Raw genomic sequence first — 20,550 nt, 5'->3', positions numbered from 1 at the left:
TTGGGCTAGTTATGCAAATGATCGCGCTGCAGGGCGATTTCAAAGAAGATTGGAAGCGGATGTTCATCCACCTGGCGAATTTGTTTTTCGAGGAGACCCATATTTGCCGGGAAGGTGAGTCCGGCAGCCTGACGTTCCGTTTTGAAGAACAGGCGGCAGAAGGACAGCTTTCTGTAAAAGGCTTCCTTTCAGCGGATGAACGCACATTCGAAGCATCATTCACCGAAAAGGCGGAAGGCGGCACGGAAAAGGAACGGAACCGTCAATGGAAACGGCTGTATTCCCATGTGTTCCTTGAAACGCTCGAGGCGTACACTGGTATAACGCAGGAGTGGGGCATCCTGACGGGAATCAGACCGACGAAGCTGTATCATACCTATTTGCAGAAGGGGCTGAGCCAGGAAGAGGCCAAGGGTCTGCTGATGTCGAAACACCGGGTGTCTCGCAGGAAGGCAGACCTGCTGGAGAAGATTGCTGATGTGCAGCTGGAAGCCGTTCCGGACCTGTACAGACTGGAACGGGAGGTCAGCATCTACATCGGTATCCCATTCTGCCCGACGAAATGTGCCTACTGTACGTTTCCTGCGTATGCCATCCACCGGAAAAACGGGCGGGTGGAAAATTTCCTGGACGGTCTGCACGAAGAGATCCGTCAGCTCGGCGAATGGCTCGAGCGCCGGCAGATCCGTGTGACGACGATCTATTTCGGGGGCGGCACGCCGACGTCCATCGAAGCGGAGGAGATGGACGCGCTGTACGAAGTGATGGCCGAATCCTTCCCGTTCATGGAGCACGTGCGGGAAGTGACCGTGGAAGCCGGACGTCCGGATACGATCACCCCGGCAAAGATCGACGTGCTGAAGAAGTGGGGCATCGACCGGATCAGTGTGAACCCGCAATCCTATACGGACGAAACCCTGAAAGCGATCGGCCGCCATCACACCGTCCAGGAGACGATCGACAAGTTCAAATTGTCACGCTCGATGGGCATGAAGAACATTAACATGGACCTGATCATCGGCCTGCCGAACGAAGGGACGGAAGAGTTCCGCCATTCACTTGCGGAAACCGGAAAACTTCAGCCGGAATCCCTGACAATCCATACGCTGTCGTTCAAGCGGGCATCCGAAATGACACGCAACAAAAAGAAGTACGAAGTGGCCGACCGTCCGACCGCTGAAGAGATGATGAGACTCGGTGAACAATGGACAGAGGAGAACGGCTACGTCCCTTACTACTTGTACCGCCAGAAAAACATCCTCGGCAATCTGGAAAACGTCGGCTATTCCAAGCCCGGTGAAGAGAGCATCTACAATATCATGATCATGGAAGAGGTCCAGTCGATCATCGGCATCGGCTGCGGAGCATCCAGTAAATTCCGCGACCCTGCAACGGGCCGCATCACGCAATTCCAGAATCCGAAAGACCCGGCTGCGTATATCTTGTCGTATCAGGAGTCGATGGAGAAGAAGCTGGAGCTGCTGGATGAAATCTTTCCGGAAACCGTCACGAATTAAAGGAGTTTCCCTTCCGTTCCCGAATAGGTACTGAACAGCCATTCATTTACAGAAGGCTGGCCGGATAACGGGGAAGGAAGGGGACTACCATGTTTCAGACAATTATACTTACAAAAAACGGCAGGCACGCATCCTTGACGCTGAATCGTCCGGAATCGATGAATGCCATGGATGATATTATGATGGCTGAGCTTGCGGATGCGTTCGAATCACTAAGGGATGATCAAGAAGTCCAGCTGCTGACGATCCGGGGGGCAGGCCGGACGTTTTCGGCGGGCGGAGATATAAAAAAGATGGCGGATCCCGCATCACCGATGGACATGACAGACGTGATGAAGTCGATCACACGTTTATCGAGAGCATTATATCTGCTCCCGCAGATCACGATTGCGGCTGTCCACGGATCGGCCGCCGGGCTCGGATTCACACTGGCGCTTGCGTGTGATATCATCATCGCGGAAGAGGACAGCAAGCTTGCGATGAACTTCATCGGAATTGGTCTTGTTCCGGATGGGGGCGGCCACTTCTACCTGAAAGAACGGATCGGTGCCGCGAACGCCAAGAAGATGATTTGGGCCGGCGACGTGCTCGATGCGAAAACAGCGAAGGCGGCGGGTCTCGTCGACGAGCTCGTGCCGAGCGGCCAATCCGGGCAGGCCGCAACTCATCTGGTGTCTTCCCTGCTGAAGTCGCCGCTGTCCGCCATGATGGCAACGAAACGGATCCTGCATGGAAGCAATGAGGCTGAACTTGCGGACATCCTGGACAGGGAGGCTGCCGCTCAGATTGCGATGAGGCAGACAGCCGACCATACGGAAGGGATCCGGTCATTCATCGAAAAAAGAAAACCTGTTTTTGAAGGGAAGTAAAGTTAAAAACCGGCATCCGACCAAAAGGAAGATGCCGGTTTTTCATCGGCAAAGCAAATTAGAGTGCAGTATATCGGGAAAGCGTTATAATGAATGTTGCAGCAGGAACCTGCATACGGAAACTATAGTCGAGGAGGGCTCAGTCGTGGGGAACGCGGAAATCCGGCCGGATGTTAAGAGGTTCATCGCCGATCACCGTGACGAGTTTGAAAGGCAGCTGCTGATCGAAGCAGTTACGGTGAATGACAAGATAGGTGAAATACTCCGGATCGGCAATATCGACCTTATCAATAATGCACATAAACTCGTCACCTTTGTCAGTGAGGCCCAGCAGGATGAACTGGTCGCTTTCGCGAAAGTGGAAGGGATCGCATGGGCGAAGCATTCGCTGACACTCTATTTTAAACTGGAATGGGTATCAGCCATCCGCCGCACCATGTGGAAATTCATCCGCCAGTATATCGAGCAGTATAAGAAAGACTTTACAGCCGGCCAGTTTTTCGAGTTGGAGAAGAAAATCAACTCCAGGCTGGATGTCTTCCTGAATGAGTTCTTCCTCAGCTATTCACGCTACAAGGACGAGCAGATCACATCACAGCGGGAGCTTGTGGAGGACTTGTCGGTACCGATCATACCGATCACTGAAACGATAAGCATCCTGCCGCTCATCGGCAAACTGGATTATTTCCGGACGACGGTCATCCAGGAGAAGGTGCTGTTCGAAATCAGCCGGATGCACATACAGCGGCTGATCTTGGATATGTCAGGGATCGCTGAAATGGAAGACGAGGTCATCGACAATCTCGGGAAAGTGATCGACAGCACGAAACTGATGGGATGCGAAGTCGTCATCACCGGACTGCGACCGGATGTTGTACGCAAGATGGCGGTGCTCGGACGGGAATTCGACAGCGGCACGGAAACGCTCGGTACGCTCCAGCAAGCCATCCAATGGTATTTGTAATAGAAAAAACGCTTATCCGCGTTCAAAGCGGGCAAGCGTTTTTTGTTTGTATTTATCGGCAGTCGTTCGCCATTCGAAATATCCTTTTTCGATAGCCCGGATCAGCAGTTCGGCCGTCGCGATATTGGTGGCGAGCGGGATGCCGTACACATCACAGAGCCTCAGCAGGGCGCTGACGTCCGGCTCATGGGGCTGCGCCGTCAGCGGGTCCCGGAAGAACAAGATGAGATCCAGCTCGCCGGTCGCGATCATCGCACCGATCTGCTGATCACCGCCAAGAGGTCCCGAATTCATCCGATTGACGGTCAGATCCGTCTCATCCATGATCCGTTTTCCGGTTGTCCCCGTCGCGTACAGCGTGAATTTCTTGAAAATCGATTCATAGGCAATGGCGAAATTCACCATTTCGTCTTTCTTCTCGTCGTGTGCAATCAATGCAATCTTCAACGTCTGACACTCCCCTCTGGTCAGCCTAAGGATATCATAATATCAAGCTTCATACCTCATACGTGGAACAGCAGCAGTTTGCCTGCCGGCGATGCGAGCCGGTGTGTCTGATCGGACAGGTTCTGCTTCTCGATCATTTCACGGCCGATGACTTTTGCGGCCTCGTCGGTCTCTGCTGTGAATGATTCGTCCGTGATCAGTGTTCCGTCCTTTTCATACGCTGTCAGTTTGTAAGTTCTCATTTAATCAGTCCCCTCCCTGGTGTTTCCACCATTATACTATGAAAAATCATTAGGTGAACAGTCATTCATTTCAAACACTTTGTAAAGGATGCTTGACATGGCGGGTGACGTAAAGTAAGCTTTACGTAAAGGACGGTATACACGCACAGCTTGAAGGAGGGTATCGACCTGGAGAATAAGATCAGGGAACGGCGGACCGAGCATAGCTGGACGCAAGATGATCTTGCGGAAAAACTGGATGTTTCCAGACAGACAATCATTTCACTTGAAAAAGGCCGTTACAATCCGTCGCTCATCCTGGCGTTTAAGATCGCGAAGCTGTTCGGCTGCAGGATAGAGGATATTTTCATACCCGAGGAGGAATGAAGATGTATGATAATTTCAATATATGGACATTTCTGGCGGGACTGCCGCTTGGGCTTCTGATTGCCGGAGCGGTGTGGCTGCTGACACGGAGAAAGCTGAAGAAGGAACGCGCCTTCGACGAACGGTACAGGACCATCCACCGTCACGCACGTTCGATTTCATGGATGGCGACGACTGCGGCAGTGCTGGCTGCCTGGATGATTGTGCTGATTGTGCAGGGACCGAAACTTGCATTCTTTCTGCTGACCGGTATTTGGGTTGTGCACATGCTCTCCTATATGATCGGCGCCGCTGTTGCATCCAGCCAAAATTGAAGGAGGACTGTCAATGGATATTTCTATAGACACGATTGCAGGTTTTTTCACAGGGGCTGGTGTCAGTCTGCTGCTGCTATATCTGTACTTCAGGAAAGGCAAAAAAGACCGGCGTTTCGATGAACGGTATGAACGGATCCACACGCTTGCGAGAAATGTGTCCTGGTCGCTGACACTGGTCACGCTGACCGCCATGTGGATCACCCTCCTATTGATGGAAGGTCCGAAACTGGCATTCTATCTTGTTTTATCAGCATATATTGTCTTGCTCCTGTCTTATATGAGCAGCGTGTTCATCCTGAATCGAAAACTATGAAACGGATTATAGTCTCGTGCGTATAGAAAACTGAGTATATAGAAAAGGGGATATTTGATGACACTGCAAATCGAACATGTAACGAAGCGATTCGGTGATTTCACGGCTGTCGATGACTTATCACTGACCGTGGAGGAAGGGACGATGTACGGCTTCCTCGGTGCGAATGGCGCCGGCAAGACGACGACATTCCGGATGATCCTCGGCTTGCTGACGCCGAACGAAGGAACGATTACCTGGAATGGCCGGCCTGTCAACTACGCGACGAGCCCGCAGATCGGCTATCTGCCGGAAGAGCGGGGGCTCTATCCGAAGATGAAAGTCGAGGACCAGCTGCTGTTTCTTGCTGAACTGCGCGGCATGAAACGGGCAGATGCAAAACGCGAGCTCGGCGCATGGCTCGACCGGTTCGAAGTGCCGCAATACTTGAATAAGAAAGTGGAGGAACTGTCAAAAGGGAACCAGCAGAAAATCCAGGTCATTGCGGCACTCCTTCATAAGCCGAAGCTGATCATACTGGATGAACCATTCTCCGGTCTCGATCCCGTCAACGTGGAACTGCTCAAGAAAGCGATCCTCGACATCCGTAACAGCGGGGCGACCATCATCTTTTCAAGCCACCGGATGGATCATGTGGAAGAGCTGTGCGAGCAGTTCAGTATCATCGACCACGGCAGGCAGATCGTCAGCGGCACGCTGAAGGACGTGAAGCGGTCATTCGGCAAACAGAATGTCCGGATCCGTTCGGACTACCCGCTCGATGCACTGAACGAGGTGCCAGGTGTGCTCGCGGCAACGACGACGATCGAAGGGGCCGTCTATCAGGTGGAGTCCGATGAAACAGCCGGTAAACTGCTGGAAGAAGCCTTGAAATCCGGGCCGGTCCGTCAGTTCGAGATCGAGGAACCGACACTGCAGGATATCTTCATAGCAAAGGTGGGGAAAGAACATGCGTGAATTCTGGATCATCTTCAAACAGGCCTTCCTGACCAAGGCGAGGACGAAATCGTTCGTCATCACAACTGTTCTGGTCATCGCTGGCATCTTCCTGCTGTCCAACCTGCCGCGTATCCTGGACGCCATCGACGGTATCGGCGACGGCGAAAACGAGACGCTGGAAGTATATGATGCAAGCGGGCAGCTGTTCGATCCGCTGGCGGCTGTTGTGAAAGCGAACGATCCGGATTCCTACATCGAATTGGAGAAAACGGACGAACAGCCGAAGGCGCTCGAAGAGAAAGTGCGGTCGGAGGATATCGACTCATTTCTGACGCTCGATCTCGACAAGACAAATACAATCCACGCGACCTACACGACACTCAGCAGCATCGACACCGGACTTCCAGACGACGTGAGGAATGCTCTGCAGACCGTCCAGGCCGGAGTCAAGGCCGATGAGCTGTCCCTGTCTTCCGAACAGGTGGATTCGCTCTTCACGCAGGTGAACTTCGAAACGAATAACATTTCGGCCACTGCGAAATCCGAAGACGAACTGAATCAGGCGCGGATCCTCGTTTACGTGCTCATGTTCGTGATCTACTTCGCCGTCATCCTCTACTCGGGTATGATCGCGACGGAAGTGGCGACCGAAAAATCGTCACGCGTCATGGAGATCCTCATTTCGAGTGTGTCACCGGTCAAGCACATGTTCGCGAAAGTGCTCGGCATCGGGTCGCTCGGGATCGTCCAGATCGTCGTTTACGCAATCGCAGGATTCATCGCCTTCAAGACGACTGCGTCGGAAGCGACGGAAGGATTTGCAAGTTTCTTCAGTCTGTCGGATATCGATCCGATGACACTCGTCTATGCGGTCATATTCTTCCTGCTCGGCTACTTCCTCTATGCGACCCTTGCGGCGCTGCTCGGCTCGCTCGTCAGCCGGACGGAAGACGTCCAGCAGATGATCATGCCGATGACACTCCTGATTGTGGCGGCGTTCATCCTGGCGGCATCAGGCCTCGGGAATCCGGAACTCGGGTATTTGAAATACGCATCGTTTTTCCCGTTCTTCACACCGCTTGTCATGTTCCTGCGGGTCGGTATGCTCGATCTGCCGGTATGGGAACCGCTGCTCGGCATCGCCATCATGCTCGTCACGATCTTTGTGCTCGGCTGGTTCGGCGCTCGCGTCTATCGGGGCGGCGTGCTCATGTACGGCCCATCCCGTTCATTGAAGGACATTAAGAAGGCGATCCAATTAGGGAAAGAGTAACTCACCCATCGAAAAGCGGGGGAACAGCCGGTTCCTCCGCTTTTCGATTTTTTAACCGTTCCCGGAATCTCCAGGAGACGGTCGCGGGATGAGGGGAACTATGGTAAAATTAGAACAAATATTCGACCGGAAGGAGCAGGAAAAGATGATCCGTTTTCTACATGCAGCCGACCTGCATCTCGACAGTCCGTTCAAAGGGATCACAGACATGCCGGCAGACCGGCTGGCCGGTCTTCGGGAAAGCACTTTCACAGCATTCCGTAACCTGATTCGGCATGCTCTGGCTGTCCGGCCGGATTTCGTGCTGCTCGCCGGGGACATCTACGATGGGGAGGATCGCAGCCTGCGTGCGCAGAAACGGTTCCACGACGGTCTTGAACAGCTGGGTGCCGCCGGGATTCCGGTCTTCCTGTCGCATGGGAACCATGATCACCTGTCCGGCGGCTGGGTGCGCTTCGGCCTGCCGGACAATGTGACCGTATTCGGACCGGATGTGGAGACATATGAGCTTACGGTCAGGGAACACAAAGTCGCCATCCATGGCTTCAGCTATCGCGAGCGCCATATCGAACGGGCGATGATCACAGACTATCCGGCTGCAGCGCCGGATGACGGCATCCTCCATATCGGAATGCTGCATGGCAGCATAGCAGGTGATAAGAGCCATGCCGTCTACGCGCCATTCACGAAAGAATCGCTGCTTCAGAAAAATTATGCATACTGGGCGCTCGGTCATATACATAAACGGCAGCTGCTGCACAGCAATCCGCCGATCGTCTACCCCGGCTGCCTGCAGGGCCGTCATAAAACCGAGCCAGGCATGAAAGGGTTCTATGATGTGGAACTCGGCGGACCTGAAGTTTCCATGCAGTTCGTCCCATGTTCGGCAGTTGTTTTCGGGGAAATCGAGGTCGACTGCTCACATGTCCGTCATGCGACCGACTGGCTGAATGCCTGTCTGGCGAAGGCGGGATCGATGACAGCCCGTACTGGTCCCGTTATCCTGCGGGTCCACAACTGCAGATTGTCCGAAGAAGCGGAACAGCTTTTTGCGGGAGCGCCGCGTGCCGAATGGCTCGAGATTCTCCGTGAATCGGCAGGCGATGACGTCTGGTTCTCCGGGGTGGATTTTGAACCTTCGGGAACAGGTTCAGGTCTCGGGGATTCCCCTTTGATCCGTTCGGTGATGGAGCGGCTTTCAGGCTGGGACGCAGAAGAATGGCAATCCGTACTGGCAGACGTCTATCAGCATGCCAGATCGGCTCCGTATCTCGAGCCGGCTGATGAAGAGAGGCAGCAGCGCGTGAAGGCGGCGGCAGCCGATCTGGTTGCCGGGGAACTGGCGAAATGAGAAAGGGGGAGCGGCAGTGCGCATTAAAGAGCTGACGATCTATGGGTTCGGCAGGCATCGCAATGTCACGGTGACGCCTGGAGAACGGATTACAATATTCTTTGGTGAGAACGAGGCGGGAAAGACGACGATCCATCAGTTCATCCTCCAGGTCCTTTTCGGATTTCCGCCGAAAAACGGTGCGCTCCTGCGTTATGAACCGAAAGACGGTGCGGCCTACGGAGGGAAGCTGCTGCTGGAAGATCCGGAATATGGGCAGTTCGAAGTGGAGAGGGTCCGCGGCAGGTCGGCAGGCGATGTGACCGTACGCTTTTCGGATGGCACGACAGCCGGTCAGGAAAAGCTGTCGGCGATACTCAGGCAATACGACCGGACCGCTTTCGAGTCGATCTTCTCCTTTTCGCTGTTCCAGCTGCAGGGGCTCGAACAGATGGATGCGGACGAACTGAGCCGGACTCTTCTTTCTTCCGGAACGACGGGAGTCGACCTTCTTCTGCAGCTGGAAAAGAAGCTGGAGAAGGAGAAGGGCGAACTGTTCAAGAAATCGGGCAAGAATCCGCGGATGAATATTGTTTTGAAGGAACTGCGCGAACTCGAGACGGCAATGAAAGAACAGCGCAGCCGAATGGATGAGTACGGTCCCTCCATGGAGCGTCTGCACGAAACGGGACAGCTCATTACACAGAAGCGGCAGGAACTGGATGGAATTCGTCAGGAAGCAGGAAAGCTGCAGGCTATGCGGCTCAGGCTGCCGGCCGAAGAAGAGCGGAAGAAGCTGACTGCTGAATTGGAACGACTTGGCAATGCTGTGTTCCCGCCCAACGGCATCCGCGAGCAGGAAATGCTGGAAGCGAAGAAAATGGAGACGGAAGCGGTGCTCAGCCGGTCCCGTTACGAGCTGGAAGCACTGACCGATCGTACGGAGGGACAGGCGGACCCTGAACACTTGACGGTTTTAAAGGTGCTTCTGGACAAAGAGCAGGATTGGCAGGATCTCCGGCAGCAGGAATACCGCTGTGCATCCGAGCAGACACGCCTCCTGAATGAACAGCAGCACCTCCTCGACCGCTTGGGAGCGGCGGATACGGAAACGGCCGCCAAACTGCGCAGTGCCGACAGCTCCCTTGCCGCCGAACAGCGGCTGCAGGGACTGGCGGCGGCAGTTGAGAGGGCGGAACAGGCCGCACAATCCTGCGAAACGGAATGGCGGCGGGCGAAAGAACAGGAAGACCGGTCACTTGCAGCTCTCAGACAGCACCAAGCCGGGAAACCGTCTGCGGAAGACGAGGCGGCTGCATCGAAATGGCCGGGAGTCAGAATGCGTTTGGCGGAGGCGAAAGCCTACACGGCACTCGCCGGCGGACAGCAGGCAGACGGAGCCTCGAATGCTGGATGGGTGATCATTGCTGCAGCTCTGATCGCCATGGCGGCAGGTGCCTTCCTGAAGCAATGGGCGCTTGTCCTGTTCGGTCTGCTGACAGCCGCAGCCGCCGTCATCCTCCTGAAGAAGCGGCCTGCGGAAGATCGGCAGGATGATCGGGAACAAGAGATGCGGGCCCTGGTGAAAGCATATGCCGGGAAAGAAGAGGACTATGAAAAGCTGTGCAGCCGTGTAGCGGAATATGCGAGAACGGAGGAGCAGCTTCAGCTTACTGTCCGGCAGAGCGCGGGGCAGCGGGAGGCACTTGGAGCGGAACTGGCAAGGATCCGTGACACGGAAGAGGAGAATGGGCGCTTGCTCCAGCAGGCGCTTGCAGTACACGGGTTCCAGCCATATGCGAGCCCCGGCATGATTCCCGAGCTGTTCCGCATGCTGAACAAACTCCAGGAAACCGATCGGCTGCTGGCTGACCTGACGGATGAGCTGCTTGCGATCCGCAGCCGGCTGGACACCCATCGGAGGAAGGCCGAGGACTGCCTCGGACGTGAACTTCCGGAAACCGACCTGTATACTGTCATCAGACAGTATGCAGGCAGCCTGCAGGAGCAGGTGAATGCAGCGGAAACCGGCCGTGTGCAGGCGGAGCAGCTCAAGCGGACGATCCATGATAAGGAAAATGAGCTCAAGACATATCGGGAGAAGGAACTTGCATTGTTCGCAAAAGCCGATGCCGCGGACAAAAAGACATTCTACGAGGCATATGACCGGTCGCAGCGCAGACAGGCACTGACGGCTCGGCTCGACAGCCTGGAAGCGCAGCTGGCCTCGCAGCGTGACGCGGATGTCCGGGATATTTCAGAAACGGAACTCGCGGCGCTTGAAGATCATCAGGAACAGCGCCTTGCGGATATCGAAAAGGAACTGACCGCACTGACCGAGGAGCAGGCTGCTCTCCGGCACAAAACGGAGGCGCTGCTGACGGAGGACGCCCATCTGCTGACACAGCAGAAATTCGAAAGCAAAAAAGCCGAATTCAATGAACTTGCCATGGAGTGGTCGGTGAAGCAGGCAGTCGCGGAAGCGATCCGGCAGACGATGGCAGACTTGAAAGAGACGAAACTGCCTGCCGTCCTGCAGCGCGCAAACCGGCACTTCCATCATGTGACAGGCGGCGCCTATGATACACTGGCTATAGGGGACAGCGATCATTTTCTTGCGCTCCGCAGTGACGGACAGTCCTTTTCAATCGCCGAACTGAGCCAGGCGACAAAAGAACAGGCGTACTTATCACTCCGTCTGGCATTGGCAGGGGAGCTGCTGGGAGACGCACCATTCCCGATCATCATGGATGACCCGTTCGTCCATTTCGATGGCAGACGGCTCAGCCGTATGATTGGTCTGCTGGAGATTCTTGCGGCAGACCATCAGCTGTTCATCTTCACCTGCCATGAAGAACTGGCTGCACAATGGCCGGACGCAGCGATCATCAATGTTTCCGAAATCGGAAACAGTCAGGAGGCAGTGAAACTATGAAAAAACTATTGGACTATAAAGTAGGGGAACCGATCGATCTCTATTTGTTCATCAAGCAATCGAACAAGGGTATCACCCAGCAGGGCAGCCCGTTCATGTCGCTCGTCCTGCAGGATAAAAGCGGCGACCTGGAAGCGAAACTATGGGACACCGGGGACGAACAAGAGCGTCTGTACGCAGCGGGCGGCATCGTGCGCGTCGGCGGGGAAATCCACGAATATCGCGGAAAGAACCAGCTGCGCATCAAGAGCATCCGCCCGATCCGGGAAGAAGAGGGCATCACGCTGTCGGATCTCGTGCCGTCCGCAGAAAAGAGCAAAGAGGAACTGATGGAGGAACTGCTCCAGTTCTTCTTCGAAATGAAGAACCCGAAAATCCAGAGGATCACCCGCCATCTTATCAAAAAGCATCAGGACGACTTCATGACCTACCCGGCTGCCACGCGGAACCACCACGACTATGTGACCGGTCTGCTGGACCATGTCGTCTCCATGCTGCGGCTGGCCAAGGCGATATCGGATCTGTACCCGACCCTCAACAAGGATCTTCTGTATTCAGGGGTCATCCTTCACGATATCGGGAAAGTCATCGAGCTGTCCGGTGCCGTCGCGCCGCATTATACGGTGGAAGGGAACCTGCTCGGCCATATCAGCATCATGGTGACCGAAATCTCGAAAACAGCGGATGAGCTGGACGTATCCGGGGAGGAAGTCATGCTGCTCCAGCATATGGTCCTGTCCCATCACGGCAAAGAGGAATGGGGCAGCCCGAAACGGCCGATGCTGCCGGAAGCCGAAATGCTTCACTATATCGATAATATTGATGCAAAGATGAACATGCTCAACCGGGCGATGGGCAAGACCGAACCCGGCACATTCTCGGAACGGATCTTCCCGCTCGAAAACCGCTCGTTCTACAAGCCGGCATTTGAATAAATCAAAACTAGAGGAGCTTCCCCATGCCGGGGAAGCTCCTTTTGGTCTATCATCATCGGCCAGGCGAGCAGAGCGGGCCCGGATTGCGGGGAAGTGATCATAAACTGGCGGAAACCGCTCATAACTCTGGCAAAGTGATCATAAATGGCGGAAACCGCTCATAAACCCGGCAAAGTGATCATAAACAGCGGATTCCGCTCATAACCAGCGTGAAACCGCTCATAACTTCACACATCCACACAGCATGCCCGCGGCCGTTCCACAGGGGACAGGTGAAAAGACTGCCGCGCCGCTAATCCTTCAAGAAAATTCTAAAGATCCAGCTTGTCGGCTTCGCTGCGCTCCGCTTTTTTTATGGAACCCTCAGGCGGGGGAGATTTACATTTCACAATAGTCAGCACCCAGTCTCAACAGAGCCGCCCGCACCAAAAAAACCGCCCTCCGATAACCGGGAGGGCGGTTTTGCCAGTATCGCATTATTTCTCTGAATCAGTATCTGTTTCAACATCTCCAGGTTCACCTGCGTCATCGGCCGGTGCCTGCTGGCTCTGATTGAAAAGATCCAGAGCGCCTTTCAGATCCTTGTCTTTCACTTTCACATCAGCATCTTTGACGAGTTTCGAAACTTTGTCGACCAGCTTGCTGCTGTCGGCTTTGTTCATCTTCAATTCTTCTTTTGCTTTTTCTTTGTCTTCTTTGGATGGCTTTTTGTCATCTACTTTCTTGTCTTCCAGCTTGATGATGTGGAAGCCGTGTTCAGATTGGACGGGACCGCTGATTTCGCCTTTTTTCAGCTTCAGTGCGCCCTGCCAGAATTCGTCGACCATATCGCCTTTCTTGAACCAGCCGAGCTCGCCGCCTGATTGCTGCGCGGCTTCTTCAGTGGAGTATTCCTTAGCCAGTTTGGCGAAGTCTTCGCCCGCTTCAGCTTTTTTCTGGACTTCTTTCGCTTTTTCTTCGTCATCCAGAAGGATGTGGCTCGCTTTCAGCTCCACATTCTTCTCTTCGAGATATTTATTGACTTCGTCATCGCTCACTTCGATGCCGTCCGTCAAAGCGGCTTCCTGCAGTTTGTTCAGCTTGATGGACTTCTTGAAGCTTTGCTCCGTCTGACCTTGGGAAGCGAGGTACTGATCGAAATTGTCACCGAGCTGTTTTTTTGCATCGTCGTATTCCGCCTGCACATCTTTGTCGGAAACGTCATACTTTGACTCGAGGACCTTTTCAATGACCATCATCTGCACGGCCTGCTCCCCGACGGAGTCTTTCATTTCCTTATAGAACTCGCTCTTTGAAATATCCCCGTCTTTTGAGGTAACGATGGCTTCGTCATCCGAAGCATTGCCGGAACAAGCAGAAAGGGCGAGAACGGATGCTGCTAATGTGAACGATAGAACAGTTTTTTTCATAACTTTGATACTCCTCTGTAAATGTAATTAACAAGTGACACTATACCATACAAACGAATTGAGCACAAAAAAGTTCCATCCCTGACCGCCCAGCCATTGAAAAGGGAATCGCATAGACTGTTAGAGAAGAGAGGGGGTGCTTCAATGAGTGGTTACGGTGGAAATACTGGAGCAGGTTCTGGATTCGCTTTGCTGGTAGTCCTGTTCATTTTGCTGATCATTGTAGGCGCAGCTTACCTGTACTAAATAATGAAAGAAAGTCCATCCCTTTCCGGAGGGATGGACTTTTTCTCGTTCAGACTTTCAGGAAAACCTCAACGTACAGGGACAGCATCAGGATGGTGATCAGTACGTTGACGGTTGCATATATCTTGTTTTGCTTTTCTTCCGGAATTTCACGTGATTCGCAGAGCGCGAACGTCATTTTGTTGATTTGGAACAGGTAGAATAGTGAAAAGAGAACGGTTATTATCAAAATCACGGACATACCCCCTTTGGACATCTCACTCTATCATAGCAGACAGGGACGAATTATGGGAACTAATTATGTTCACCGGATGCGAGCTTCAGGTCAGGGGCCGCTGTTTTCAGGCTCCCGCCCTCGTCGCTGAAGGAGCTGCCGAGACTGTCGAACCCCTTTTCAAAAATCTCCATGAAATCCTCTCCGTATACGTTCCTTATGACGGACATAACTTCAAGGAACTCCGGGAACTTACCGTAAATCCTCTGGATCGGCAGGGAGCCGTCCAGGATTGCATGATGGGTATCGAAATAATTCTCGGTCATTCCGTCAAGCAGGTCTTTTCCTTCTTGGGTGACAAGCACATATGTATTCCGCCGGTCTTCCTCTTTTTTGAAAAACTCCAAGTAGCCGCGCTGTTCCAGTTTCTTTGAAAAGTTGAAAGCGGTGGAGACGTGCATGACACCGAACTTGGCAATATCCGAAATCGTAGCGCCCTGCAGATGATAGGCGATCCAAAGAATATGGTGTTCGTTAATATTCAAGTCATAAGGTTTTATCCACTGCTGCCAGTCTTTCTCGACAGCTTTCCACAACGCTTTCGACATCTGAGCAAGCCGCTGACTGTAAATCATCGCTTCTTTCAAGGAGTATTCTTGTTCGGACATGCAAGCACCTGCTTCCTGTTTTTCTATAGATGATTTAATTATAGCAGGAAAGCAACAAATAAAAAAGTTAGAATTTAAAAATAATTCAATTCAAGCTATTTCCATGAGAGCCGGCATCGGAATGACCAGCATCCGTACGGCAAAAAACGGCCGGAGCCACAGGAAAGAAGTGGTTCCGGCCGGTATTCATATGACTGATTCTGCCATCGGTCGTGATAGTCAATTATTGTGCTGGGAAGCGACAGACCGCTCGAGTTCGGCAATGGCATCCTGGATTTCCTGGATTTCGCTCTCCAGTCGGTTCCGTGAGCCTTCGTCAGCTGTCCGCCAGCCGCCGATGGAATCTTTCACGCCGTCGATGGCGGGCTGTACCGTTTCACTGTTGAAATCGGCGACGGATTCCTTGAGGTCGTCGACTTTCCCTCTGACGTCCTTCAGCTTCGCCATCAGATCGGCGGAAGCGGTCTTGACGGAAATGCGCATGTCGCTCCCTGTCTGGGGGGTTGAGTAAAGGACAGTCACTGCGGCAGCTGTCGCGCCCACTGCGAGACCTGCAAAAAATGTAGATGATTTCATGATTGCACACTCCTTCCTTTTGGTATCATTTCCTCGGCCTTCCCGGTTGAAACCTGCCGGAGGCCTTGGTGCAGATCAATTCAGCTGTTTTTTGATATCTGCAGCAAGCTGCTGGATGCGCTCGGCCGGGAACTCTTCCGTTTTCTGATTCCAGGTCGGCTGGTACCCGTCTGTTTCGTCATAACGTGGGACGAAATGCAGATGGAAGTGGAACACGGCCTGGCCGGCTGCTGCGCCGTTATTCTGGACGAGATTCAGGCCGGCAGGTTCGAATGCCTCTTTGATGGCATTTGCGATTTTAGGAGCTGCAGCGAACAGATGGGACGATTCCTCTGCAGTCAGTTCATAGATGTTTTCACGATGGGTTTTCGGGATGAGCAGCACATGGCCTTTCGTGACAGGCATGATATCCATAAAAGCGACGGAATGCTCATCTTCGTAGATGATTTCCCCCGGGAGTTCACCCGCGGCGATCTGACAGAAAATACAAGAGGACATTTAGACACTTCCTTTCATGAATGTCCTCAGTGTAGCATATTTTCAGATAATCATCATGCGCCGGACAAGGCATAGTTGTCCGGGATTTGGTAAACTGAGAACAAGATTGGAGGAAGACGCATGGCTATACTTGAGTTACAGGACGTGACAGGCGGTTACACGAGGAAACCTGTCCTGCACGATGTATCATTCAACATTCAAAAAGGCGAACTGGTCGGACTGATCGGTCTGAACGGAGCCGGCAAGAGTACGACCATCAAACACGTGATCGGGCTGATGAACCCGCAGGGCGGCACCATCAGTATCAACGGGGTCACATTCGCCGAAGATGCAGGAATGTACAGGAAATCGTTCAGCTACATTCCGGAGACACCGGTGCTGTATGAGGAGCTGACACTTCGCGAGCATCTGGAATTGACGGCGATGGCGTACGGCATTCCCCAAGATGTCTTCGAGGCACGCTCAGCGGCACTGCTGAAAGAATTCCGTATGGAAAAACGGCTGAAATGGTATCCGTCCCACTTCTCGAAGGGGATGCGGCAGAAAGTGATGATCATGTGCGCCTTCCTGGCAGAACCGTCTCTGTATATCATTGACGAGCCGTTTGTCGGGCTGGATCCGCTCGGTATCCGGTCATTGCTCGCCCAGCTGACGGAACGGACGGAGCGGGGGGCTGCAGTGCTCATGTCGACACACGTCCTGGCGACAGCGGAAAAGCATTGCGACCGGATCATCCTGCTGCACGAAGGCCGGGTTCGTGCGTCGGGGACGATGGACGATCTCAGGAGAGCGTTCGGGCGGCCGGATGCATCCTTGGATGATCTCTATATTGCAATGACAGAGGAAGCGGACCATGAACAGCTTACGTGAATTGTGGGGGAACCGGTTCGGGAAATATGCAGCAGAGCTGCAGCGTTATTTACAGTATGTCTTCACCGGACACCTGGCGATCGTCCTGCTGTTCTCGATCGGAGCCGCCGGCTATGCATACAGTGAATGGCTGAAGGATGTGCCGCCTGGATTACCAGCCGCCTGGATTGCCGCTGTCCTGATTGCCGCGGTGATAACGCTGGCAACGCCTGTCACACTGCTGAAACCGGCGGATGCCGTCTATCTGCTGCCTCTGGAGACGGAACTGCCTGCTTATATGGGACGTGCCCTGACGTGGACATTCTTCTCGAAGCTGCCGCTACCGGTCATCCTGTTCATCGTTTCGCTGCCGATGCTGAGTGCGTATGGATTGGGCAGTAAACCGCTGTATCTCGTGCTGTTCATCCTGATTCTCGGCGCAGTCTGGCTGAATGTGCGCTCAGAATTCGCGTTTCGCGGTGCCGAAGAAGGGCAGGGGATCTGGGTGGACCGTGCTATCCGGTTCCTGGCGGGGACAATCACCATTTACGGAGTCTTGACCGCCTCCTGGGTTCTGGCGGCAGGGGCGGCAGTCATATTTGCTGCCTACTATGTATACTGGGTGAGGCGCGCGGCCGGAAAGCCGTTCCCGTACACCCACTTCATCGAGCTTGAACAGAACAGGATGATGGGGTTCTACCGTTTTGCAAATTACTTCACGGATGTGCCCCATCTGAAAGGGTCAGTCAGCAAACGGTCGTGGCTCGGCCTGTTCATGCGCGATCCCGCCGTGGAAACGACGGATGCACAGGCATTCCTGCTGCGCCGGACGTTCATCAGGACGGATGAGCCGTTCTGGCTGTGGCTTCGTCTGACAATGCTGTCGATGGCAGGCGCTGTGTTCATCCCGTTTCCGGCGGTCGCGTTCATCTTTATTGGGGCGCTCGCCTTTGCATCGGCGATCCAGACGCTGCAGGCGCTGCGCGGCGGCGATGAATTCCGGATGGATCTCCTGTTCCCGCATGCCGAAGAAACCCGCGGCAGGGAGATCTTCCGACTGACGGAGCGGGTTCAATGGCTCCAGGCCGTCCTTGTCATGGTCCCGGCGTTCATCCTCCACGGGCTGTCGTTGACACCGGTTCTCCTCGGGGGCATCGTCCTGATCGTTTCGGAGGCGACCATCCGTCTGACAGGTACAAGTGAACAGGAGTAGGAATATTCGAAAAAGTCCTTGCAAAGACAGCTCTGATTTCGGTACAATGGAAAAAAGAGTTCCGAGGTGAAGAAGGATGGAGAAGAAGTATTCACATGCTGAGTTCCTCAAAGCCGTTGGACAGAACAGTTCCACTATGCAGGCGGAGAAACTGCTGAATGATATCTACATCGATTTGTTTCTGAACCATATTCACCGTGAACAAACAAGGGTGCGCCTGCTTGGTGATATCGACAGCGCCCTGGACAGCCGTGACGAGCTGGCGTTCCGTAAGCTGACGTCTTCGCTCCGGTCTTTGGATGAAAATTGAATGCTTCTGGCTGCACGCAATTACCGCGTGCAGCTTTTTTTGTGAGAAAAAACGTACGTTCGCTTTTTGCTTTGGAGAAGAACGGGAATGTGCTAAACTAAAGGAATACGAGCAATACTAGGGAGTGACGTTCAGTGAAAGAAACATTCAGCCTGCAGGCGCCATATACTCCGCAGGGAGACCAGCCCGCCGCCATCCGGTCGCTGGTGGAAGGCGTGGAGAACGGCGAAAAGCATCAGACACTGCTCGGGGCGACAGGAACCGGAAAGACTTTCACGGTTTCAAATGTCGTGAAGGAGATCAACCGGCCGACGCTGGTCATCGCCCACAACAAGACACTTGCCGGGCAGCTGTACAGTGAATTCAAGGAGTTCTTCCCGGACAACGCGGTGGAGTACTTCGTAAGTTTCTATGATTACTACCAGCCGGAAGCCTACGTGCCGCAGACGGATACGTATATCGAAAAAGACTCGAGCATCAATGACGAAATCGACAAACTGCGTCACTCCGCAACAGCTGCGCTGTTCGAGCGCAACGACGTCCTCATTGTCGCGTCGGTGTCCTGCATATACGGCCTCGGGTCCCCGGAGGAATACGGTTCCCACATGATCTCCCTCCGTCCGGGCATGGAAATCGACAGGAACCAGCTGCTCCGGCGGTTTGTCGATAACCTGTACGAACGGAATGATGTCAGCTTCACACGCGGGACATTCCGTGTGCGCGGCGATGTGGTCGAGATCTTCCCCGCGTCGCAGGACGAACGGTGTACCCGTATCGAATTCTTCGGAGATGAAATCGACCGGCTCCGGGAAATCGACGCACTGACAGGCGAAGTCGTCGGCGAGCGTGAGCACGTCGCCATCTTCCCGAATTCCCACTTCGTCACAGGCGAAGCGAAAATGGAGAAAGCGATCGTACGCATCGAAGCGGAACTCGAAGAACAACTGAAGATCCTTCGGGAGAACGACAAGCTCCTCGAAGCGCAGCGTCTGGAGCAGCGGACACGCTATGACCTGGAAATGATGCGGGAGATGGGCTTCTGTTCCGGTATCGAGAACTATTCACGCCATCTGTCCCTCCGCGAAGCGGGGGAAACACCCTATACACTGCTCGACTATTTCCCGGATGACTTCCTCATCGTGGCGGACGAAAGCCACGTCACCCTGCCGCAGATCCGCGGGATGTACAACGGCGACCAGGCGCGGAAGAAAGTGCTTGTGGAGCACGGCTTCCGCCTGCCGTCCGCCCTAGACAACCGTCCGCTCATGTTCGAAGAGTTCGAGAAGCATATCCACCAGGCGATCTATGTCTCGGCGACACCCGGTCCTTACGAAATCGAACACACGCCTGAGATGGTCGAACAGATCATCCGTCCGACAGGGCTGCTCGATCCGATCATCGAAGTCCGGCCGATCGAAGGCCAGATCGATGACCTTCTGGATGAAATCAACGAGCGTGCCGCACGCAACGAGCGGGTGCTCATAACAACGCTTACGAAAAAGATGTCGGAAGATCTGACCGATTACCTGAAAGAAGCCGGCGTCAAAGTGAACTACCTCCACTCGGAGATCAAAACCCTGGAACGGATCGAAATCATCCGGGAACTGCGGCTCGGTACATACGATGTCCTGGTCGGCATCAACCTGCTCCGGGAAGGGCTCGATATACCGGAAGTGTCGCTCGTTGCGATCCTCGATGCGGACAAGGAAGGTTTCCTCCGTTCGGAACGTTCGCTCATCCAGACGATCGGACGGGCTGCGAGGAATTCGGAAGGCCGCGTCATCATGTACGCTGACAAATATACGGATTCCATGACAAAAGCTATCGAGGAGACACAGCGGCGGCGTGAGATCCAGATGGCATACAACGAAGAACATGGCATTACTCCGAAGACAATCCAAAAAGGAATCCGTGATGTCATCAAAGCCACACAGGCTGCTGATGAAACGATTTCGTATGTGGAGAAAGTCACCGAAGGAAAGAAACTGACCAAAGAAGAGAAAGCCGACCTGCTGGCATCGCTCGAGAAAGAAATGAAAGATGCAGCAAAAGCACTCGATTTCGAACGGGCGGCAGAACTTCGGGATACGATCCTGGAATTGAAAGCAGAAAGGTGAGGA

Annotated in this window: 23 protein-coding genes; 16 read left to right on the top strand and 7 right to left on the bottom strand. The window is 53.8% G+C overall.

Translation table 11 applies throughout. The features are described from left to right. Positions 1 to 11 precede the first annotated feature (11 nt). From BN1190_RS04355 to BN1190_RS04345, 3 genes are all read left to right on the top strand, one after another. Positions 12 to 1,517 (top strand): coproporphyrinogen III oxidase, encoded by a 1,506-nt coding sequence (locus tag BN1190_RS04355; RefSeq protein WP_040285804.1) that lies wholly within the window; start codon positions 12 to 14, stop codon positions 1,515 to 1,517. An 89-nt stretch (positions 1,518 to 1,606) separates the two neighbouring features. Further along, the gene (locus BN1190_RS04350; RefSeq protein ID WP_040285803.1) at positions 1,607 to 2,386 is read left to right on the top strand and encodes an enoyl-CoA hydratase; all 780 of its coding nucleotides are present in this window, start codon (positions 1,607 to 1,609) and stop codon (positions 2,384 to 2,386) included. Positions 2,387 to 2,531: 145 nt separating this feature from the next. Further along, positions 2,532 to 3,350 (top strand): STAS domain-containing protein, encoded by an 819-nt coding sequence (locus BN1190_RS04345; RefSeq protein ID WP_040285802.1) that lies wholly within the window; start codon positions 2,532 to 2,534, stop codon positions 3,348 to 3,350. Positions 3,351 to 3,362: 12 nt separating this feature from the next. Here the strand turns inward: BN1190_RS04345 and mgsA are convergent, their stop codons facing one another. Next, the gene (gene mgsA, locus BN1190_RS04340) at positions 3,363 to 3,797 is read right to left on the bottom strand and encodes a methylglyoxal synthase (RefSeq protein WP_179860747.1); all 435 of its coding nucleotides are present in this window, start codon (positions 3,795 to 3,797) and stop codon (positions 3,363 to 3,365) included. Positions 3,798 to 3,853: 56 nt separating this feature from the next. Further along, positions 3,854 to 4,039, bottom strand: a complete 186-nt coding sequence (locus tag BN1190_RS04335) for a YhzD family protein (protein ID WP_040285800.1) — start codon at positions 4,037 to 4,039, stop codon at positions 3,854 to 3,856. Positions 4,040 to 4,207: 168 nt separating this feature from the next. On the opposite strand from BN1190_RS04335, the gene BN1190_RS04330 reads away from it, so the two are divergent. The 8 genes from BN1190_RS04330 (at position 4,208) to yhaM (ending at position 12,447) form a co-directional block, all read left to right on the top strand. After that, positions 4,208 to 4,405 (top strand): helix-turn-helix transcriptional regulator, encoded by a 198-nt coding sequence (locus BN1190_RS04330; protein ID WP_040286004.1) that lies wholly within the window; start codon positions 4,208 to 4,210, stop codon positions 4,403 to 4,405. A gap of 2 nt (positions 4,406 to 4,407) precedes the next feature. Continuing rightward, positions 4,408 to 4,719, top strand: a complete 312-nt coding sequence (locus tag BN1190_RS04325; RefSeq protein ID WP_040285799.1) for an LPXTG cell wall anchor domain-containing protein — start codon at positions 4,408 to 4,410, stop codon at positions 4,717 to 4,719. Between the two features lie 13 nt (positions 4,720 to 4,732). Next, complete coding sequence (locus tag BN1190_RS04320) at positions 4,733 to 5,035, top strand: hypothetical protein (protein ID WP_040285798.1); 303 nt, start codon at positions 4,733 to 4,735, stop codon at positions 5,033 to 5,035. 57 nt (positions 5,036 to 5,092) lie between these two features. Continuing rightward, complete coding sequence (locus BN1190_RS04315) at positions 5,093 to 5,992, top strand: ABC transporter ATP-binding protein (protein WP_040285797.1); 900 nt, start codon at positions 5,093 to 5,095, stop codon at positions 5,990 to 5,992. Next, on the top strand, positions 5,985 to 7,247 hold the full coding sequence (locus BN1190_RS04310) for an ABC transporter permease (RefSeq protein ID WP_040285796.1): 1,263 nt from the start codon (positions 5,985 to 5,987) through the stop codon (positions 7,245 to 7,247). Before BN1190_RS04315 ends, BN1190_RS04310 begins: the two co-directional genes overlap by 8 nt. 100 nt (positions 7,248 to 7,347) lie before the next feature. Beyond that, on the top strand, positions 7,348 to 8,598 hold the full coding sequence (locus BN1190_RS04305) for a metallophosphoesterase family protein (protein ID WP_052461682.1): 1,251 nt from the start codon (positions 7,348 to 7,350) through the stop codon (positions 8,596 to 8,598). A gap of 16 nt (positions 8,599 to 8,614) precedes the next feature. Then, entirely contained in the window at positions 8,615 to 11,512 is a 2,898-nt protein-coding gene (locus BN1190_RS04300; protein ID WP_040285795.1) for an ATP-binding protein, read from the top strand. After that, positions 11,509 to 12,447 carry a 3'-5' exoribonuclease YhaM gene (gene yhaM / locus BN1190_RS04295; RefSeq protein ID WP_040285794.1) on the top strand — a complete coding sequence of 313 codons (939 nt, stop codon included), beginning with the start codon at positions 11,509 to 11,511 and terminating at the stop codon, positions 12,445 to 12,447. Before BN1190_RS04300 ends, yhaM begins: the two co-directional genes overlap by 4 nt. 476 nt (positions 12,448 to 12,923) lie before the next feature. Here yhaM and BN1190_RS04290 read toward each other — a convergent pair whose 3' ends face one another. Next, positions 12,924 to 13,856 (bottom strand): peptidylprolyl isomerase, encoded by a 933-nt coding sequence (locus BN1190_RS04290; protein WP_052461681.1) that lies wholly within the window; start codon positions 13,854 to 13,856, stop codon positions 12,924 to 12,926. A 144-nt stretch (positions 13,857 to 14,000) separates the two neighbouring features. Here BN1190_RS04290 and BN1190_RS04285 point away from each other — a divergent pair, with 144 nt between their 5' ends. Then, entirely contained in the window at positions 14,001 to 14,102 is a 102-nt protein-coding gene (locus BN1190_RS04285; protein ID WP_082023261.1) for a YjcZ family sporulation protein, read from the top strand. A gap of 49 nt (positions 14,103 to 14,151) precedes the next feature. Here BN1190_RS04285 and BN1190_RS04280 read toward each other — a convergent pair whose 3' ends face one another. From BN1190_RS04280 to BN1190_RS04265, 4 genes are all read right to left on the bottom strand, one after another. Further along, positions 14,152 to 14,343: a hypothetical protein gene (locus BN1190_RS04280; RefSeq protein WP_425313920.1), complete on the bottom strand. Its 192-nt coding sequence runs from the start codon at positions 14,341 to 14,343 to the stop codon at positions 14,152 to 14,154. 53 nt (positions 14,344 to 14,396) lie between these two features. Then, complete coding sequence (locus BN1190_RS04275; RefSeq protein WP_040285793.1) at positions 14,397 to 14,984, bottom strand: HTH-type transcriptional regulator Hpr; 588 nt, start codon at positions 14,982 to 14,984, stop codon at positions 14,397 to 14,399. Positions 14,985 to 15,203: 219 nt separating this feature from the next. After that, entirely contained in the window at positions 15,204 to 15,560 is a 357-nt protein-coding gene (locus BN1190_RS04270; protein ID WP_040285792.1) for a YtxH domain-containing protein, read from the bottom strand. A gap of 75 nt (positions 15,561 to 15,635) precedes the next feature. Then, positions 15,636 to 16,058, bottom strand: a complete 423-nt coding sequence (locus BN1190_RS04265) for an HIT family protein (protein WP_040285791.1) — start codon at positions 16,056 to 16,058, stop codon at positions 15,636 to 15,638. A gap of 120 nt (positions 16,059 to 16,178) precedes the next feature. On the opposite strand from BN1190_RS04265, the gene BN1190_RS04260 reads away from it, so the two are divergent. The 4 genes from BN1190_RS04260 (at position 16,179) to uvrB (ending at position 20,547) form a co-directional block, all read left to right on the top strand. Next, positions 16,179 to 16,928 carry an ABC transporter ATP-binding protein gene (locus tag BN1190_RS04260; RefSeq protein ID WP_040285790.1) on the top strand — a complete coding sequence of 250 codons (750 nt, stop codon included), beginning with the start codon at positions 16,179 to 16,181 and terminating at the stop codon, positions 16,926 to 16,928. Further along, positions 16,912 to 18,120 carry an ABC transporter permease gene (locus tag BN1190_RS04255; protein ID WP_040285789.1) on the top strand — a complete coding sequence of 403 codons (1,209 nt, stop codon included), beginning with the start codon at positions 16,912 to 16,914 and terminating at the stop codon, positions 18,118 to 18,120. The genes BN1190_RS04260 and BN1190_RS04255 overlap by 17 nt, the downstream gene beginning before the upstream one ends. 76 nt (positions 18,121 to 18,196) lie before the next feature. Further along, complete coding sequence (locus BN1190_RS04250) at positions 18,197 to 18,430, top strand: IDEAL domain-containing protein (protein ID WP_040285788.1); 234 nt, start codon at positions 18,197 to 18,199, stop codon at positions 18,428 to 18,430. Positions 18,431 to 18,564: 134 nt separating this feature from the next. Further along, entirely contained in the window at positions 18,565 to 20,547 is a 1,983-nt protein-coding gene (gene uvrB / locus BN1190_RS04245; protein WP_040285787.1) for an excinuclease ABC subunit UvrB, read from the top strand. Positions 20,548 to 20,550 lie beyond the last annotated feature (3 nt).

It is taken from the genome of Sporosarcina koreensis (genome assembly GCF_000826145.2).
Taxonomy (GTDB): domain Bacteria; phylum Bacillota; class Bacilli; order Bacillales_A; family Planococcaceae; genus Sporosarcina; species Sporosarcina trichiuri.
Note: the sequence above shows the minus strand (reverse complement) of the source record. Positions and strands in the feature narration are given on the sequence as shown.

Coding starts and splice junctions, on each gene's coding strand:
- BN1190_RS04260 (WP_040285790.1), top strand. CDS start 16,179: ATGGCTATACTTGAGTTACAGGACGTGACAGGCGGTTACACGAGGAAA.
- BN1190_RS04350 (WP_040285803.1), top strand. CDS start 1,607: ATGTTTCAGACAATTATACTTACAAAAAACGGCAGGCACGCATCCTTG.
- BN1190_RS04325 (WP_040285799.1), top strand. CDS start 4,408: ATGTATGATAATTTCAATATATGGACATTTCTGGCGGGACTGCCGCTT.
- BN1190_RS04280 (WP_425313920.1), bottom strand. CDS start 14,343: ATGTCCGTGATTTTGATAATAACCGTTCTCTTTTCACTATTCTACCTG.
- BN1190_RS04320 (WP_040285798.1), top strand. CDS start 4,733: ATGGATATTTCTATAGACACGATTGCAGGTTTTTTCACAGGGGCTGGT.
- BN1190_RS04315 (WP_040285797.1), top strand. CDS start 5,093: ATGACACTGCAAATCGAACATGTAACGAAGCGATTCGGTGATTTCACG.
- BN1190_RS04335 (WP_040285800.1), bottom strand. CDS start 4,039: ATGAGAACTTACAAACTGACAGCGTATGAAAAGGACGGAACACTGATC.
- BN1190_RS04310 (WP_040285796.1), top strand. CDS start 5,985: ATGCGTGAATTCTGGATCATCTTCAAACAGGCCTTCCTGACCAAGGCG.
- yhaM (WP_040285794.1), top strand. CDS start 11,509: ATGAAAAAACTATTGGACTATAAAGTAGGGGAACCGATCGATCTCTAT.
- BN1190_RS04255 (WP_040285789.1), top strand. CDS start 16,912: ATGAACAGCTTACGTGAATTGTGGGGGAACCGGTTCGGGAAATATGCA.
- BN1190_RS04270 (WP_040285792.1), bottom strand. CDS start 15,560: ATGAAATCATCTACATTTTTTGCAGGTCTCGCAGTGGGCGCGACAGCT.
- BN1190_RS04290 (WP_052461681.1), bottom strand. CDS start 13,856: ATGAAAAAAACTGTTCTATCGTTCACATTAGCAGCATCCGTTCTCGCC.
- BN1190_RS04265 (WP_040285791.1), bottom strand. CDS start 16,058: ATGTCCTCTTGTATTTTCTGTCAGATCGCCGCGGGTGAACTCCCGGGG.
- BN1190_RS04275 (WP_040285793.1), bottom strand. CDS start 14,984: ATGTCCGAACAAGAATACTCCTTGAAAGAAGCGATGATTTACAGTCAG.
- BN1190_RS04285 (WP_082023261.1), top strand. CDS start 14,001: ATGAGTGGTTACGGTGGAAATACTGGAGCAGGTTCTGGATTCGCTTTG.
- BN1190_RS04355 (WP_040285804.1), top strand. CDS start 12: ATGCAAATGATCGCGCTGCAGGGCGATTTCAAAGAAGATTGGAAGCGG.
- BN1190_RS04250 (WP_040285788.1), top strand. CDS start 18,197: ATGGAGAAGAAGTATTCACATGCTGAGTTCCTCAAAGCCGTTGGACAG.
- BN1190_RS04305 (WP_052461682.1), top strand. CDS start 7,348: ATGGTAAAATTAGAACAAATATTCGACCGGAAGGAGCAGGAAAAGATG.